Here is a 14,727-nt window from a genome sequence, read left to right on the forward strand (position 1 = left end):
GATGGACGCACCGCTGGTGTACCAGTTGTCCCGCCAGGGGCACCGCTGGGTAGCTATGTGCGGAAGGGATAAGCGCTGAAAGCATCTAAGCGTGAAGCCCCCCTCAAGATGAGATTTCCCATCGCGTTAAGCGAGTAAGATCCCTCGAAGATGACGAGGTCGATAGGTCCGAGGTGGAAGCGTGGCGACACGTGCAGCTGACGGATACTAATCGATCGAGGACTTAACCACGAAAAGCGCAGGCGACTGGTTAGCCCCGCTGGGCGCTGGAAGACCTGCGAGGAGGCTGTTGCCGCCGCAACGGGCCGAAGCGTCGCGAGCCGATGGCGTCCGGAGCTAGACAGCGCGCAGGCGCCCGGCTTCTTCCCAACAAACGGTTATCTAGTTTTGAAGGAATGAACTCCTTCTTGACAAAATCGATCAGATGGATATAATAATACATGTCCAATTGAACAGCTTGCCTAGTGACAATGGCGGAGAGGAAACACCCGTTCCCATCCCGAACACGGAAGTTAAGCTCTCCAGCGCCGATGGTAGTTGGGGCCAGCGCCCCTGCAAGAGTAGGTCGTCGCTAGGCAGGCAAAAATTAGAGAGCTGAATGGGTTCTCTAATTTTTTTGCCTATCTCTGATTAGGTCATTAAAGTTTTAATGACGCCATTTAAATCCTCTCCCCCAAAACTAGAAGCGTTATCATCGTTTCCTAGACCCCCTTTTTGATTTAGTATAGGAAACGGAACATTGGAACAGGGTGTCCCAAAAATATCGGGACATCCTCTTTTTTATTCCCCTTTTTTAATTTCGATTTTCTTTTTTTGCTCATCCGGAATCAGACGGTGCAGATGAATGAACAGCAAACCGTTATGGTACGTTGCTTCAATGCGGTCTTCCTTTATTGCAAATGGAAGGGGAATCGTTTTTTCCCATGTGCCTTGAAAGATTCCTTCCTCCACTAACTCGAATCCTTTAAAGTTTAAGTTAATATTAGCCTTGATTTCTAATGTTTTATAGTATATATAAAGTTCTGCGTCTTCCACTTTTTCTAATCCGGGCAAACTGACAACGATCAGCAGTTCGTTGTCTTTTTTATATATATTAATGCCAGATTGTTGTTTATTTGTCGCTGGCAAAAATGATTGGAAATTCCCCCAAAAGTCTCCTTGGAAAAATTGCTGCCAATGTTTTGTCCAATCGGAAAACGGATCAAATGGGTTCCCTTTCACAATGTCTCCCTCCTCCGCTATTTCATCATATGTTTGCTCTATCGTTTGGTGAGGAAGAAAACACGAACATTTAGATTATATATAAATTAAATGTTCGATTTTTATTGACAGTCCATGAAAAAGATTGATAAGATAATAGTAGCTTTATAGTGTGGATGAACCCTCATATAATTTTGGGAATATGGCCCAAAAGTCTCTACCCAATAACCGTAAATTATTGGACTATGAGGGAAAGGATCGGTTTGGCTTTTTTACGGCAAGATGGTCGAAGTGTGCCCAGAGCGATACTTTCCCTTATAAAGAAATGGGAACGTACGTTCTGGGTTTTGTTATAAATGATGAAGGAGTGAATATCGTATGCCGCCGCTTGTTGGAGTGGTCATGGGCAGTCATTCAGACTGGGAAACGATGAAGCATGCTTGCGATATATTAGAGGAACTGCAAATTCCATATGAGAAAAAGGTCGTTTCGGCCCATCGAACGCCTGATTACATGTTTGAATATGCCGAAACAGCGGAGGAAAGAGGAATTAAGGTGATTATCGCTGGGGCGGGAGGAGCGGCCCATTTGCCGGGAATGATAGCGGCGAAAACGACCATCCCTGTTATTGGGGTGCCGGTGCAGTCAAAAGCGTTAAACGGGTTAGATTCCCTTTTATCGATTGTGCAAATGCCAGGCGGGGTGCCAGTCGCCACCGTTGCCATTGGAAAGGCAGGAGCGACAAATGCGGGGCTTTTAGCGGCTGCCATATTAGGCATTCATGATCCGCAATACATGGAGGCATTAAAGGAGCGAAGAGAGCAAATACGAAAACAAGTGATGGAAAGTAGTGATCAACTTGGATAAGCAGCAAATTCTTCCCGGACAGACGATCGGAATTATTGGCGGCGGACAGCTTGGGCGGATGATGGCACTTTCGGCAAAAGCGATGGGATTTCGTGTCGCCGTGCTCGACCCAACACCTGATTCTCCTTGTGGCCAAGTGGCTGATATCGAAATTACTGCCGAATATAGCGACCGCGGGGCGATTGCAGAGCTGGCGAAAGTAAGCGATGTGATTACGTATGAATTTGAAAATATTGATGCTGATGCTTTACATTGGCTCGTTGAACACGCTTATGTACCGCAGGGAAGCAAGTTGCTCGCCGTCACGCAAGATCGCGCGACCGAGAAGCAGGCAATCGTCGCTGCAGGTCTTCCCGTCGCTCCGTATGCGGAAGTACAAACGAAAGAAGAGCTTGCTTTGGCAGTTGAAAAAATCGGCATTCCGTGTGTGCTGAAAACGTGCCGCGGCGGCTACGATGGAAAAGGGCAACACGTGATTCGCTGCCAAGAAGATGTCGAAGCGGCGCTTTCTTTGTTAGAAGTTGGTCCTTGCGTATTGGAAAGCTGGATTTCGTTTGACAAAGAAATTTCCGTGATCGTCGCAAGAAACGGATTCGGTGAGATGGCGGCATTTCCGGTTGCTGAAAACATTCATATCGATAATATTTTGCATCAGACCATTGCCCCGGCGCGTATCGCTGCGGATGTCGCAAAAAAAGCGGTGCGCTATGCGGAAACGCTCGCCGATTACTTTTCTTTAGTCGGAACGCTGGCAGTCGAAATGTTTTTGACAAAAGAAGGGGATATTTATATTAATGAGCTTGCCCCTAGACCGCACAACTCGGGTCATTATACAATTAATGCTTGTGCGACGTCCCAATTTGAGCAGCATGTCCGCGCCATCTGCAATTGGCCGTTAGGCAGCACCGCCTTGCTAAAGCCGGCAGTCATGGTCAATATTTTAGGGGAACATGTCGAGCCGATACGGCAAAGCATTGGAAAACTTGGTGCGGCGCATTTGCACCTATACGGCAAAAAAGAGGCAAAACCGAAACGAAAAATGGGGCATGTCACAGTGCTTGCCGAACATGTGGATGACGCGCTGGAAATGGTGAATTCATGGCAAATTTGGAAGGATCGGAGGCAAGAATACGTATGATCGAACGTTACACAAGACCGGAAATGGGAGCGATTTGGACGGAAGAAAACCGCTTTAAAGCATGGCTCGAAGTGGAAATTTTAGCTTGCGAGGCGTGGGCCGAGCTTGGCGTTATTCCAAAAGAAGATGTCGAGCGCATCCGCCAAAACGCTTCGTTTGATATCGCGCGCATTAAAGAAATTGAAGAAGAAACGCGCCATGATGTCGTGGCGTTTACGCGCGCTGTTTCAGAAACGTTAGGCGAAGAACGGAAGTGGGTGCACTACGGGCTGACATCGACAGACGTCGTAGACACCGCTCTATCTTATTTACTAAAACAAGCGAACGAAATTTTATTAAAGGATTTAGAAAATTTCATTCAAGTATTGAAAGAGAAAGCGTTGGAGCATAAATATACGGTCATGATGGGACGCACGCACGGCGTTCACGCGGAACCGACAACATTTGGGTTGAAAATGGCATTATGGTATGCGGAAATGCAGCGCAATTTAGAACGGTTTAAACAAGCGGCGGAAATGGTGCGCGTCGGCAAAATTTCCGGCGCGGTCGGGACGTATGCGAACATTGATCCGTTTGTGGAGCAATATGTTTGCGAAAAATTAGGATTGAAACCAGCGCCGATTTCCACACAAACGCTGCAGCGCGACCGCCATGCGTATTATATGGCGACGCTGGCACTGATTGCGACATCAATTGAAAAATTTGCCGTCGAAATTCGCGGTCTGCAAAAAAGCGAAGTGCGGGAAGTGGAAGAGTTTTTTGCGAAAGGACAAAAAGGTTCGTCGGCGATGCCGCACAAGCGCAATCCGATTGGTTCGGAAAACATGACGGGAATGGCACGCGTCATCCGCGGATATATGCTGACGGCGTACGAAAATGTTCCGCTTTGGCATGAACGCGATATTTCCCATTCTTCTGCCGAACGCATTATTTTGCCAGATGCGACGATCGCCTTAAACTATATGCTCAACCGCTTTACGAACATTGTCAAGAACTTGACAGTCTACCCGGAAAACATGAAGAAAAACATGGACCGTACGTTAGGATTGATTTATTCGCAACGCGTCCTGCTCGCCCTTATTGATACGGGAATGACGCGGGAAGAAGCATACGATTTAGTGCAGCCGAAAGCGATGGAAGCATGGGAAAAACAAGTGCCGTTCCGTTCCTTGATTGAAGCGGACGAGCGGATTACAAACCGTTTGACAAAAGAACAGCTCGACGATTGCTTCGATTATCGTTACCACTTAAAGCATGTCGATACGATTTTTGCACGGTTAGGGTTAGCGTAACGACAGATCGGCAAGTAGCTTCTTGCCGATCTGCACTAAAGAAAATTGCCAATATTCTGTATCGGGGGCTTTGGAAATGGTGAAAAAACTAGAATTGCTGTATGAAGGAAAGGCAAAAAAAGTGTATACGACGGATGAGGCGAATACGTTATGGGTGGAATATAAAGACAGCGCGACGGCGTTCAACGGAGAGAAAAAAGCGACGATTGCTGGCAAAGGACGTTTAAATAACGAAATTACTAGTTTGCTCTTTTCTAAGCTTTGTGAGGCGGGAATTCCGAATCATTTTCTGCAAAAAATATCTGCTACCGAGCAACTTGTCAAAAAAGTGACGATCATCCCGCTTGAAGTAGTTGTCCGCAACGTGGTGGCCGGGAGTCTGGCGAAGCGGCTTGGCATCGCAGAAGGCACCCCTTTGGAAACGCCTCTTATCGAATTTTATTACAAAAATGATGACCTTGGCGACCCTCTCTTATTAGAAGACCACATCGCCATATTAAAGCTGGCCACTTCCGAGCAAATTGCCGTTTTGAAGGAAATGGCTTTCAAGGTCAATGAAGTATTAACGCAGCACTTTGCCGCGCGGCGGGTGCGATTGGTTGACTTTAAACTGGAATTTGGCATCGATGCAAAAGGAGACATATTGCTTGCTGATGAGATTTCGCCGGATACGTGTCGCCTGTGGGATATGGAAACGAACGAAAAGTTGGATAAAGACGTGTTCCGCCGCGATTTAGGAAGCTTAACGGATGCATACGAAGCGATTTTACAACGATTAGGGGGAGAATCAGCATGTATAAAGTAAAAGTTTATGTAACGTTGCGTGAAAGTGTGCTTGATCCACAAGGAACGGCGGTCAAAGGAGCGCTTCATAGCTTATCGTATACGGAAGTGCAGGACGTCCGGATCGGAAAATTTATGGAGCTTGTCATCGAGAAAAGCGACCGCGATATCGACAAACTGGTACGGGAAATGTGCGAAAAGCTGTTGGCCAATACGGTTATTGAAGACTACCGTTATGAAATTGAGGAGGTAGTCGTGCAGTGAAATTTGCTGTGATCGTGTTTCCAGGGTCCAATTGTGACGTTGATATGTATCATGCGATTGCCGATGAGTTGCAAGAAGAAGTCGAATACGTATGGCATGATGAGGAAAGTCTTGACCGTTTTGACGCGATTTTGTTGCCGGGAGGATTTTCATACGGCGATTACCTTCGCTCCGGAGCGATCGCCCGCTTCTCCAACGTCATGAAAGCGGTCCAAAAAGCGGCGGAGGATGGAAAGCCGATATTAGGCGTATGCAACGGGTTTCAAATTTTGCTCGAAGCAGGGCTGCTTCCGGGGGCAATGCGCCGCAACAACAGTTTGAAATTTATTTGCCGCCCGGTGTCGTTAAAAGTAGAAAACAACGAAACGATGTTTACGTCTTCGTACGAACAAGGCGAAATCATTACGATCCCGATCGCCCATGGCGAAGGCAATTATTATTGTGATGAACCAACACTAAAGCGGCTGATCGAAAATCGGCAAATCGTTTTTCGCTATCACGGTGAAAATCCAAATGGAAGCTTAGCCGATATTGCTGGAATTGTCAATGAAAAAGGTAATGTACTTGGCATGATGCCGCATCCGGAGCGGGCGGTGGACGTGCTGCTTGGCAGCGCTGACGGGTTGAAGCTGTTCCAATCGATCGTGAAATACTGGAGGGAAACACATGTCATTACTACTTGAGCCAGGTCCAACAGTGATTAAAGACGAAAAATTATATCGGGAAATGGGATTGACGGACGAAGAATTTGCGATGATCGAAAAGATTTTGGGCCGTTTGCCGAACTACACGGAAACAGGAATTTTTTCCGTTATGTGGTCTGAGCATTGTAGCTACAAAAACTCGAAGCCGGTATTAAAAAAGTTTCCGACGGAAGGAAAGCATGTGCTTCAAGGCCCGGGCGAAGGAGCGGGCATCGTGGATATCGGCGACGGCTTGGCGGTGGCATTTAAAATTGAAAGCCATAACCACCCATCGGCAATTGAGCCGTATCAAGGGGCGGCGACCGGTGTCGGTGGCATCATCCGCGACGTCTTTTCGATGGGGGCGCGCCCGATTGCGCTATTAAATTCGCTTCGCTTCGGGGAATTAACGTCCCCGCGTGTCAAGTATTTATTTGAAAATGTAGTGGCTGGGATCGCTGGTTACGGCAATTGCGTCGGCATTCCGACCGTCGGCGGTGAAGTGCAGTTTGATCCTTCGTATGAAGGCAACCCGCTTGTCAATGCGATGTGCGTCGGTATTATTCGCCATGAAGACATTCAACGCGGCGTGGCAACCGGGGTAGGAAACACCGTCATGTATGTAGGGGCGAAAACAGGGCGTGACGGCATCCATGGTGCGACGTTTGCTTCGGAGGAGTTGACGGAACAATCCGAGACGAAACGGCCCGCTGTGCAAGTCGGCGATCCGTTTATGGAAAAATTATTGCTCGAAGCCTGTTTGGAAGTAGTAAAATCCGATGCGCTTGTCGGTATTCAAGATATGGGCGCGGCTGGGTTGACGAGCTCTTCGGCGGAGATGGCGAGCAAAGGCGGTTTTGGCATTGAAATGAATTTGGATCTTGTGCCACAGCGTGAGGCGGGCATGACGCCGTATGAAATGATGCTCTCGGAATCGCAGGAGCGGATGCTGCTTGTCGTCAAACAAGGACGTGAACAAGAAATTTACGATTTGTTCGCCAAATACGGCTTGGAAGCAAAAGCGATCGGCAAAGTGACAGATGATAAAATGCTCCGCCTCTATTTCCGCGGCGAGGTCGTCGCTGAAATTCCAGTAGACGCCTTGGCAAAGGATGCGCCGGTCTATCATAAACCGGCAAAAGAACCAGCTTATTATCGCGAGTTCCAAGCGATGGAGCCATACGTTCCTGCTGTCACCGACTATGCAAAAACGTTGCTGGCGTTGCTAGCGCAGCCGACGATCGCCAGCAAAGAATGGGTATATGATCAATACGATTACATGGTGCGAACCAATACGGTAGTTGCGCCGGGATCAGATGCGGCCGTCGTGCGCATTCGCGGCACAAATAAGGCACTGGCGATGACAACGGACTGCAACTCGCGCTACCTTTATTTAGATCCGGAAACCGGCGGGAAAATTGCCGTAGCCGAGGCGGCGAGAAATGTAGTTTGTTCCGGGGCCAAACCGCTGGCATTGACGGACTGCTTAAATTTCGGGAACCCGGAAAAACCGGAAATCTTCTGGCAGCTCGAAAAAGCGGTCGATGGAATGAGCGCCGCTTGCCGTGCGTTGGAAACACCGGTCATCAGCGGGAACGTTTCCTTATATAACGAAACGAACGGAGAAGCGATTTATCCAACTCCGATTGTCGGAATGGTCGGTCTTATTGAAGACATTCGTCATATTACGACGCAATCATTTAAACGTGCGGGCGATCTCATTTATGTCATCGGCGAAGCGCAGCCGGAGTTTGGCGGAAGCGAGCTGCAAAAATGGCTTGAAGGCCGCATTTTTGGCCAGGCGCCAGCCATTGATTTAACGGTGGAAGCGAAGCGGCAAAAACAACTGTTAACGGCGATCCAGGCAGGGGTGATCGCATCGGCGCATGATATCGCGGAAGGCGGCTTTGCTGTTGCCTTGGCGGAATGTTTGATGGGTGCGGATGGACTTGGCGCGAAAGTCACGATCGCTGGGGATGTGACTAGTGAGCTATTTAGTGAAACACAATCACGTTTTATCGTTTCCGTGAAAAAAGAACATCGCGAAACGTTTGAACAATTGGTCGAAGCAAAGCAAATCGGTGAGGTAACCGACGACGATACGCTTCTTATTGAAGGCGCAAACGGAGAAACGGTCATCCAACTTTCCGTCGCGGAAATGAGAAGCGTGTGGAAAGGGGCTATTCCATGCTTGCTGAAATCAAAGGATTAAATGAAGAGTGCGGCATTTTCGGCATTTGGGGACATGAAAACGCGGCGCAGCTCACATATTACGGCTTGCATAGCCTTCAACACCGCGGCCAGGAAGGAGCGGGGATCATCGTTGCCCATCAAGGAACGCTGCAAGGCCATAAAGGGTTGGGGCTTGTCACCGAAGTGTTTCACAACGATACGCTTCAAGCGCTAAACGGAGCGGCAGCGATCGGCCACGTCCGTTACTCAACGGCAGGGGGAGGCGGCTATGAAAACGTTCAGCCGCTTCTGTTCCGCTCGCAAACGGGAAGCATTGCCCTTGCCCATAACGGCAATCTCACGAATGCGATCGATTTAAAACTGCAGCTTGAGGCACAGGGGAGCATTTTCCAAACGACTTCTGATACGGAAGTGTTGGCCCATCTCATTCGCCGCAGCCAGGCGCCGACGTTCAAAGAGCAAGTGAAAGAGGCGCTCTCTTATGTGGAAGGAGCGTTTGCATTCCTGTTATTGACGGAAAAGGAGCTATACATCGCTCTTGATCCACACGGATTTCGTCCGCTTTCGATCGGAAGGCTTGGCGATGCTTATGTCGTTGCTTCCGAGACGTGCGCCTTTGATGTGATCGGTGCCACGTACGAAAGAGAAGTCGAGCCGGGAGAGTTAATTATCATTAGTGGCGAAGGAATGCGTTCAGAGCGGTTCGCCCCGACGCGGCCACGTTCGATTTGCAGCATGGAATACATTTATTTCGCCCGTCCGGACAGCAATGTGGATGGCATTAACATTCATACGGCAAGAAAAAATTTAGGGAAACGCCTGGCGCTAGAGGCACCGGTAGAAGCGGATATTGTCACCGGCGTGCCTGATTCAAGCATTTCTGCTGCAATCGGCTACGCGGAGGCGACCGGCATTCCGTATGAGCTGGGGCTGATTAAAAACCGTTACGTCGGCCGTACGTTTATTCAGCCGTCCCAGTCATTGCGGGAGCAAGGGGTAAAAATGAAATTATCGCCGGTGCGCGGCGTGGTCGCCGGAAAACGCGTTGTGATGGTCGATGATTCGATTGTGCGCGGCACGACAAGCAGACGGATTGTGACGATGCTTCGCGAGGCGGGAGCGACGGAAGTGCACGTCCGCATTAGCGCGCCACCGATTACGCATCCATGTTTTTACGGAATTGACACATCGACGCGCGAAGAGCTGATTGCGTCCAAGCATACGGTCGAGGAAATTAGGCAAATCATTGGCGCCGATTCGTTGGCATTTTTAAGTCAAGAAGGGCTGTTAGAGGCGATTGGTCGGCCAGATCATCTGCCATTACGAGGGCAATGCCTGGCTTGTTTTACCGGAAGCTACCCGACCAATGTCAGCAGAACGTGTTTGCCGTTTATGACGGTGAAATAAAAAGGGGGACTTGACGTGGCAAAAGCATATAAACAAGCGGGCGTGGACATTGAAGCAGGATATCGAGCTGTCTCTTTGATGAAGCCCCACGTGCAAAAAACGATGCGTCCGGAAGTGCTTGGCGGGTTAGGTGGATTTGGCGGCTTGTTTGATTTATCGACGCTTGGATATAAGGAACCGGTGCTCGTTTCCGGGACAGATGGCGTGGGAACAAAGCTGAAGATTGCGTTTATGATGGACCGGCATGATACCATTGGCATCGATTGTGTGGCGATGTGCGTCAATGATATTGTCGTCCAAGGAGCAGAGCCGCTCTTTTTTCTTGACTATATTGCGTGCGGCAAAGCGGTGCCGGAAAAAATCGCGGATATTGTCAAAGGGATCGCCGATGGCTGCGCCGAGGCAGGCTGTGCACTGATCGGCGGGGAAACGGCGGAAATGCCGGGGATGTATGAAGAAGAGGAATATGATGTCGCTGGATTTGCCGTCGGGATTGTGGAAAAATCAAAGCTTGTGACGGGGAGCAATATTCAAGAAGGAGACGTGCTCATCGGACTGGCCTCTAACGGCCTTCATAGCAACGGCTATTCGCTCGTGCGTCGCGTCCTGCTAGAAGAGGCGAAACTGGAGCTGGACCGCATCTATGAACCGCTGACGGTTCCGCTCGGCGAAGAGCTATTAAAGCCGACGCGCATTTACGTCAAGCCGCTTCTTCAAGTGATGAAACAATTTGATATTAAAGGAATGGCACATATTACGGGCGGCGGCTTTATCGAAAACATCCCGCGCATGCTTCCGGAAGGGCTGGGTGCGGAAATCGACGACGGCTCATGGCCGGTGCCGCCGATTTTTGAGCTGCTGCGGGAGAAAGGAAACCTAGAGCGCGGCGAAATGTTTTCTATTTTCAATATGGGAATTGGCATGGTGCTGGCAGTAGACCGCGAAGTGGCAGATCGTGTGGCTGATCTTTTCAAAGAGATGGGAGAAAAAGCGTATGTTATCGGCCGCGTGAAACAAGGAAAAGGCGTTTCATTTGTTGGAGGGGCGATGGCATGAAACAACTTGCTGTTTTTGCCTCCGGCAGTGGCACGAATTTTCAGGCGATTGTCGATGCGGCCAAAAATGGGATGCTGCCGGCGCGCATCGCACTATTAGTATGCGACAAGCCGGGAGCGAAAGTCATTGAGCGGGCGGCGCGCGAGCATATTCCCGCGTTCGTTTTTTCGCCGAAAGATTATGCTTCTAAAGCGGAATTTGAACAGGCGATTTTAGCCCAGCTGCGAAAACATCACATTGATTTCATCGCGCTTGCCGGTTATATGCGTCTCATCGGTCCGACGCTGCTTGACGCCTATGAAGGAAAAATCGTCAATATCCATCCATCGCTGTTGCCCGCGTTTCCGGGCAAAGACGCGATTGGGCAGGCGTACCGGGCGGGGGTAAAAGTAACTGGCGTAACGATTCATTATGTCGATGAAGGAATGGATACCGGACCGATCATCGCACAGCGCGCTGTCCCGATTCACGACGGAGAGCCGCTGGAACAGCTCGAGGAGCGGATTCACGAAGTGGAGCATGAGCTATATCCCGCTGTATTAAAAACATTACTCGAACATCAATAGAAAGGATCGAGAGAGTCATGGCAGTGAAACGGGCGTTGCTAAGTGTATCGAACAAGGAAGGAATTGTATCGCTGGCGAAACAATTGGTGGAACTAGGTGTGGAAATTATCTCCACAGGCGGAACGAAAAAAACGTTGGAAGAAGCGGGAGTTCCCGTCATTGGCATTTCCGAAGTGACGGGGTTTCCGGAAATTTTAGACGGGCGCGTCAAAACACTGCATCCGGCGATTCATGGCGGGCTGCTGGCGATCCGCGACAATGAGCGCCATCAAGCTGAACTTCATGAGCATCATATTACTCCGATTGATTTAGTGGTTGTCAATTTATATCCGTTTCAACAAACGATTGCCAAAAGCGATGTGACATTTGCTGAGGCGATCGAAAATATTGATATCGGTGGACCGACGATGCTGAGAGCGGCGGCGAAAAATCACGCCTATGTAACGGTCGTCGTAGACCCGGCCGACTATGATACGGTCATACAGGAGCTAAAAGAACATGGCGATGTATCCGCAGAAACGAAACTGAAACTGGCAGCAAAAGTATTCCGCCATACGGCCGCATACGACGCGATGATTGCCGAATATTTAACCAACAAAACAGGAGAAGAATATCCGGAAACATTAACGGTCACTTTCGAGAAAAAACAAGCATTGCGCTATGGGGAAAATCCGCATCAAACAGCGGCGTTTTATAAAAAACCGCTCGGTGCCTCTTTCTCGATTGCGCAAGCAACACAGCTGCACGGAAAAGAGTTATCGTACAACAACATTAATGATGCGAACGCCGCACTACAACTAGTAAAAGAATTTACCGAACCGGTAGCAGTGGCGGTGAAGCATATGAATCCGTGCGGCGTCGGCACAGGCGCGACGATTTATGAAGCGTTCCTAAAGGCGTACGAGGCTGATCCGACTTCGATTTTTGGCGGCATTATCGCTTTAAACCGCGAAGTCGATAAAGCGACGGCCGAAAAAATGCACGAAATCTTTTTAGAAATCGTCATCGCTCCATCTTTTAGCGATGAGGCGCTCGCGATTTTAACGCAAAAGAAAAACATTCGTCTCTTGACAGTGGATTTCGCGGCTACAAAGACGAAAGAAAAAATGTTTGTTTCCGTGCAAGGCGGGCTGCTTGTACAAGAAACGGATACGCACACGCTTGATGACGCTGATTTGAAAGTCGTGACGAAGCGAGAACCGACAGAAGAGGAATGGAAACAGTTGCAATTCGCCTGGAAGGTGGTCAAACACGTCAAATCGAACGCCATCGTGTTGGCGAGAGACGGGATGACGATCGGCGTCGGCGCCGGACAAATGAATCGTGTCGGCGCGGCGAAAATCGCGATTGAACAGGCGGGAGAGAAAGCAAACGGGGCAGTGCTTGCCTCCGATGCGTTTTTCCCGATGGACGATACTGTTGAAGCGGCGGCCAAAGCCGGCATTACCGCCATCATCCAGCCGGGCGGCTCAATTCGTGACGCCGATTCCATTCGCAAAGCGGATGAATACGGAATTGCCATGGTCTTTACGGGAATTCGCCATTTTAAACATTAAGTTGGAGGGAGCGCCATGAAAGTATTGATTGTCGGCCGCGGCGGCAGGGAGCATGCGATTGCCTGGAAGGCCGCGCAAAGCCGTCTTGTTACTAAGCTATACGCCGCCCCGGGCAATCCGGGCATCGCGCAAGTGGCGGAGCTTGTTCCGATTGACGAACACGACATCGACGCGCTTGTTGGCTTTGCCAAGCAGGAAGGCATCGATCTTACGATTGTCGGTCCGGAAGCGCCGCTGCTTGCCGGTATTGTCGACCGTTTCGAGGCGGAAGGATTGCCTATTTTCGGCCCGCGTAAAAACGCGGCGTTAATTGAAGGAAGCAAAGCGTTTGCCAAAGAGTTGATGAAAAAATATGGCATTCCGACGGCTGAACATGCGACCTTTACTTCGTATGAGGAAGCGAAAGCATATGTCGAGAAAAAAGGCGCGCCGATCGTCATTAAAGCGGACGGATTGGCAGCAGGAAAAGGCGTGATTGTCGCTGCGACACTTTCTGAGGCCATCGAGGCGCTAGATGTGATGATGATCGAAAATCAGTTTGGCGATGCGAGCAAAAAAGTGGTCGTGGAAGAATACTTAGAAGGCGAAGAGTTTTCGTTTATGGCGTTTGTCCATGGCGAACGTGTTTATCCACTCGCAATTGCTCAGGACCATAAGCGCGCATATGACAATGATGAAGGGCCAAACACGGGCGGAATGGGAGCATACTCCCCAGTGCCGCAAATTTCCCAGCAAACGGTGGAAACCGCGCTGTCCACGATCCTTCAGCCGATGGCAAAAGCATTGGCGGCGGAAGGACGACCGTTCACCGGAGTATTGTACGCGGGATTAATGGAAACAAGCCAAGGCCCGAAAGTGATCGAGTTTAATGCCCGCTTTGGCGATCCGGAAGCGCAGGTGGTGCTGCCGCGGTTAGAAAGTGACCTTATTGAAGTGATCACCGCCGTCATGGAAGGGCGGAACATCGAACTTCGTTGGTCGGATGAGGCCGTCATCGGCGTGGTGCTAGCAGCGAAAGGATATCCAGGGGCATATGAACGCGGAGCGGTTATTAGCGGCTGGGATCAGCTAGAGGAAAAAACATTATTGTTTCACGCAGGAACGAAGATGGAAAATAACACTTTATATACAAACGGCGGCCGCGTGCTGCTTGTGGCGGCGAGAGGGGAGACGCTCGAGCAGGCAAAGAAGGCGGTATATGCGCAAATTGCCCATATCGCTTGCGACCAGCTGTTTTACCGCCGTGACATCGGCAAAAGGGCTATCGAACGCGCTTCCGGCGCACATAGACAAACACAAGGGCGATAATGCCGCCAACCAAAGCAGCAAGTACAAACGACATATCTGTCATGTATTCGAGCAACATGTTTATTTCACTCCTTTGAACGGACTGGCGTTATGCAAACGCCAGTCTTTTTACGTAGGATTGATTGTAGCATTCTCTTTTATGCGAATCGCTTGCTCATGGCGATAATTTTCAAATAAAGCAGTCATTGGACAAAAACGGGTGATTCCTTCGCCTACTTTCATGGCAGCGAGCAACGCGACAATAAGATAAGAGGTGCACCAAGGACGTCTTACCATTTTTGCCGTCGCCCATGCAAGCATCGTTAGCCCGAATGTGATGCGAATAAGCGCATTTACAATACCGATATTTGCCATTGGTATTTTTTCCTCCTTATTTTTCATTGTGAAAATGACTTTAATACGGTAAAATGATTA

General features: G+C 49.5%; 15 protein-coding genes, 2 rRNA genes and 1 riboswitch. Of the genes, 14 read left to right on the forward strand and 3 right to left on the reverse strand.

What is annotated here, in order from left to right; translation table 11 throughout:
• Window positions 1-231 (forward strand): 23S ribosomal RNA (locus tag AC1WMD_RS17790); the annotation flags it as partial.
• 229 nt (window positions 232-460) lie between these two features.
• Window positions 461-577: ribosomal RNA gene (gene rrf / locus AC1WMD_RS17795) — 5S ribosomal RNA — on the forward strand.
• A 203-nt stretch (window positions 578-780) separates the two neighbouring features.
• Here the strand turns inward: rrf and AC1WMD_RS17800 are convergent.
• Window positions 781-1,221, reverse strand: a complete 441-nt coding sequence (locus AC1WMD_RS17800; protein WP_043903419.1) for an Hsp20/alpha crystallin family protein — start codon at window positions 1,219-1,221, stop codon at window positions 781-783.
• A gap of 143 nt (window positions 1,222-1,364) precedes the next feature.
• A riboswitch (purine riboswitch) is annotated at window positions 1,365-1,466 on the forward strand.
• Window positions 1,467-1,578: 112 nt separating this feature from the next.
• On the opposite strand from AC1WMD_RS17800, the gene purE reads away from it, so the two are divergent.
• From purE to purD, 12 genes are all read left to right on the forward strand, one after another.
• The gene (gene purE, locus AC1WMD_RS17805; RefSeq protein ID WP_043903420.1) at window positions 1,579-2,067 is read left to right on the forward strand and encodes a 5-(carboxyamino)imidazole ribonucleotide mutase; all 489 of its coding nucleotides are present in this window, start codon (window positions 1,579-1,581) and stop codon (window positions 2,065-2,067) included.
• Complete coding sequence (gene purK, locus AC1WMD_RS17810; protein WP_494258126.1) at window positions 2,051-3,205, forward strand: 5-(carboxyamino)imidazole ribonucleotide synthase; 1,155 nt, start codon at window positions 2,051-2,053, stop codon at window positions 3,203-3,205. The genes purE and purK overlap by 17 nt, the downstream gene beginning before the upstream one ends.
• Window positions 3,202-4,497, forward strand: coding sequence for an adenylosuccinate lyase (gene purB, locus AC1WMD_RS17815; protein WP_043903422.1), 1,296 nt, complete (start codon window positions 3,202-3,204; stop codon window positions 4,495-4,497). Before purK ends, purB begins: the two co-directional genes overlap by 4 nt.
• A gap of 79 nt (window positions 4,498-4,576) precedes the next feature.
• Complete coding sequence (gene purC / locus AC1WMD_RS17820) at window positions 4,577-5,302, forward strand: phosphoribosylaminoimidazolesuccinocarboxamide synthase (protein ID WP_186003940.1); 726 nt, start codon at window positions 4,577-4,579, stop codon at window positions 5,300-5,302.
• A complete protein-coding gene (gene purS, locus AC1WMD_RS17825) occupies window positions 5,290-5,544 on the forward strand; it encodes a phosphoribosylformylglycinamidine synthase subunit PurS (RefSeq protein ID WP_017434419.1) in 255 nt (84 codons plus the stop codon). The genes purC and purS overlap by 13 nt, the downstream gene beginning before the upstream one ends.
• Entirely contained in the window at window positions 5,541-6,227 is a 687-nt protein-coding gene (gene purQ, locus AC1WMD_RS17830) for a phosphoribosylformylglycinamidine synthase subunit PurQ (protein WP_494258127.1), read from the forward strand. Before purS ends, purQ begins: the two co-directional genes overlap by 4 nt.
• Window positions 6,211-8,439 carry a phosphoribosylformylglycinamidine synthase subunit PurL gene (gene purL, locus AC1WMD_RS17835; protein WP_494258128.1) on the forward strand — a complete coding sequence of 743 codons (2,229 nt, stop codon included), beginning with the start codon at window positions 6,211-6,213 and terminating at the stop codon, window positions 8,437-8,439. The genes purQ and purL overlap by 17 nt, the downstream gene beginning before the upstream one ends.
• Window positions 8,415-9,827, forward strand: coding sequence for an amidophosphoribosyltransferase (purF, locus tag AC1WMD_RS17840; protein WP_494258129.1), 1,413 nt, complete (start codon window positions 8,415-8,417; stop codon window positions 9,825-9,827). The genes purL and purF overlap by 25 nt, the downstream gene beginning before the upstream one ends.
• Before the next feature lie 15 nt (window positions 9,828-9,842).
• Window positions 9,843-10,883 (forward strand): phosphoribosylformylglycinamidine cyclo-ligase, encoded by a 1,041-nt coding sequence (gene purM, locus AC1WMD_RS17845; protein ID WP_043903427.1) that lies wholly within the window; start codon window positions 9,843-9,845, stop codon window positions 10,881-10,883.
• Window positions 10,880-11,449, forward strand: a complete 570-nt coding sequence (gene purN, locus AC1WMD_RS17850) for a phosphoribosylglycinamide formyltransferase (RefSeq protein ID WP_043903428.1) — start codon at window positions 10,880-10,882, stop codon at window positions 11,447-11,449. Before purM ends, purN begins: the two co-directional genes overlap by 4 nt.
• A 17-nt stretch (window positions 11,450-11,466) precedes the next feature.
• Window positions 11,467-13,005 (forward strand): bifunctional phosphoribosylaminoimidazolecarboxamide formyltransferase/IMP cyclohydrolase, encoded by a 1,539-nt coding sequence (purH, locus tag AC1WMD_RS17855; protein WP_043903429.1) that lies wholly within the window; start codon window positions 11,467-11,469, stop codon window positions 13,003-13,005.
• Between the two features lie 15 nt (window positions 13,006-13,020).
• Entirely contained in the window at window positions 13,021-14,313 is a 1,293-nt protein-coding gene (gene purD, locus AC1WMD_RS17860) for a phosphoribosylamine--glycine ligase (RefSeq protein WP_494258130.1), read from the forward strand.
• Here the strand turns inward: purD and AC1WMD_RS17865 are convergent.
• Both AC1WMD_RS17865 and AC1WMD_RS17870 read right to left on the reverse strand, forming a co-directional pair.
• Window positions 14,267-14,371: an EYxxD motif small membrane protein gene (locus tag AC1WMD_RS17865; RefSeq protein WP_494258131.1), complete on the reverse strand. Its 105-nt coding sequence runs from the start codon at window positions 14,369-14,371 to the stop codon at window positions 14,267-14,269. The genes purD and AC1WMD_RS17865 overlap by 47 nt on opposite strands.
• A gap of 50 nt (window positions 14,372-14,421) precedes the next feature.
• Entirely contained in the window at window positions 14,422-14,667 is a 246-nt protein-coding gene (locus AC1WMD_RS17870; RefSeq protein WP_494258132.1) for a YgaP family membrane protein, read from the reverse strand.
• Window positions 14,668-14,727 lie beyond the last annotated feature (60 nt).

The sequence above is a fragment of the Parageobacillus sp. NEAU-HV-2 genome, from assembly GCF_059115485.1.

Excerpts from the sequence above, each read along its gene's own strand:
- purE (WP_043903420.1), top strand. The coding sequence starts at position 1,579 with ATGCCGCCGCTTGTTGGAGTGGTCATGGGCAGTCATTCAGACTGGGAA.
- purB (WP_043903422.1), top strand. The coding sequence starts at position 3,202 with ATGATCGAACGTTACACAAGACCGGAAATGGGAGCGATTTGGACGGAA.
- purS (WP_017434419.1), top strand. The coding sequence starts at position 5,290 with ATGTATAAAGTAAAAGTTTATGTAACGTTGCGTGAAAGTGTGCTTGAT.
- purL (WP_494258128.1), top strand. The coding sequence starts at position 6,211 with ATGTCATTACTACTTGAGCCAGGTCCAACAGTGATTAAAGACGAAAAA.
- purF (WP_494258129.1), top strand. The coding sequence starts at position 8,415 with ATGCTTGCTGAAATCAAAGGATTAAATGAAGAGTGCGGCATTTTCGGC.
- purN (WP_043903428.1), top strand. The coding sequence starts at position 10,880 with ATGAAACAACTTGCTGTTTTTGCCTCCGGCAGTGGCACGAATTTTCAG.
- purH (WP_043903429.1), top strand. The coding sequence starts at position 11,467 with ATGGCAGTGAAACGGGCGTTGCTAAGTGTATCGAACAAGGAAGGAATT.
- purD (WP_494258130.1), top strand. The coding sequence starts at position 13,021 with ATGAAAGTATTGATTGTCGGCCGCGGCGGCAGGGAGCATGCGATTGCC.
- AC1WMD_RS17865 (WP_494258131.1), bottom strand. The coding sequence starts at position 14,371 with ATGTTGCTCGAATACATGACAGATATGTCGTTTGTACTTGCTGCTTTG.
- AC1WMD_RS17870 (WP_494258132.1), bottom strand. The coding sequence starts at position 14,667 with ATGGCAAATATCGGTATTGTAAATGCGCTTATTCGCATCACATTCGGG.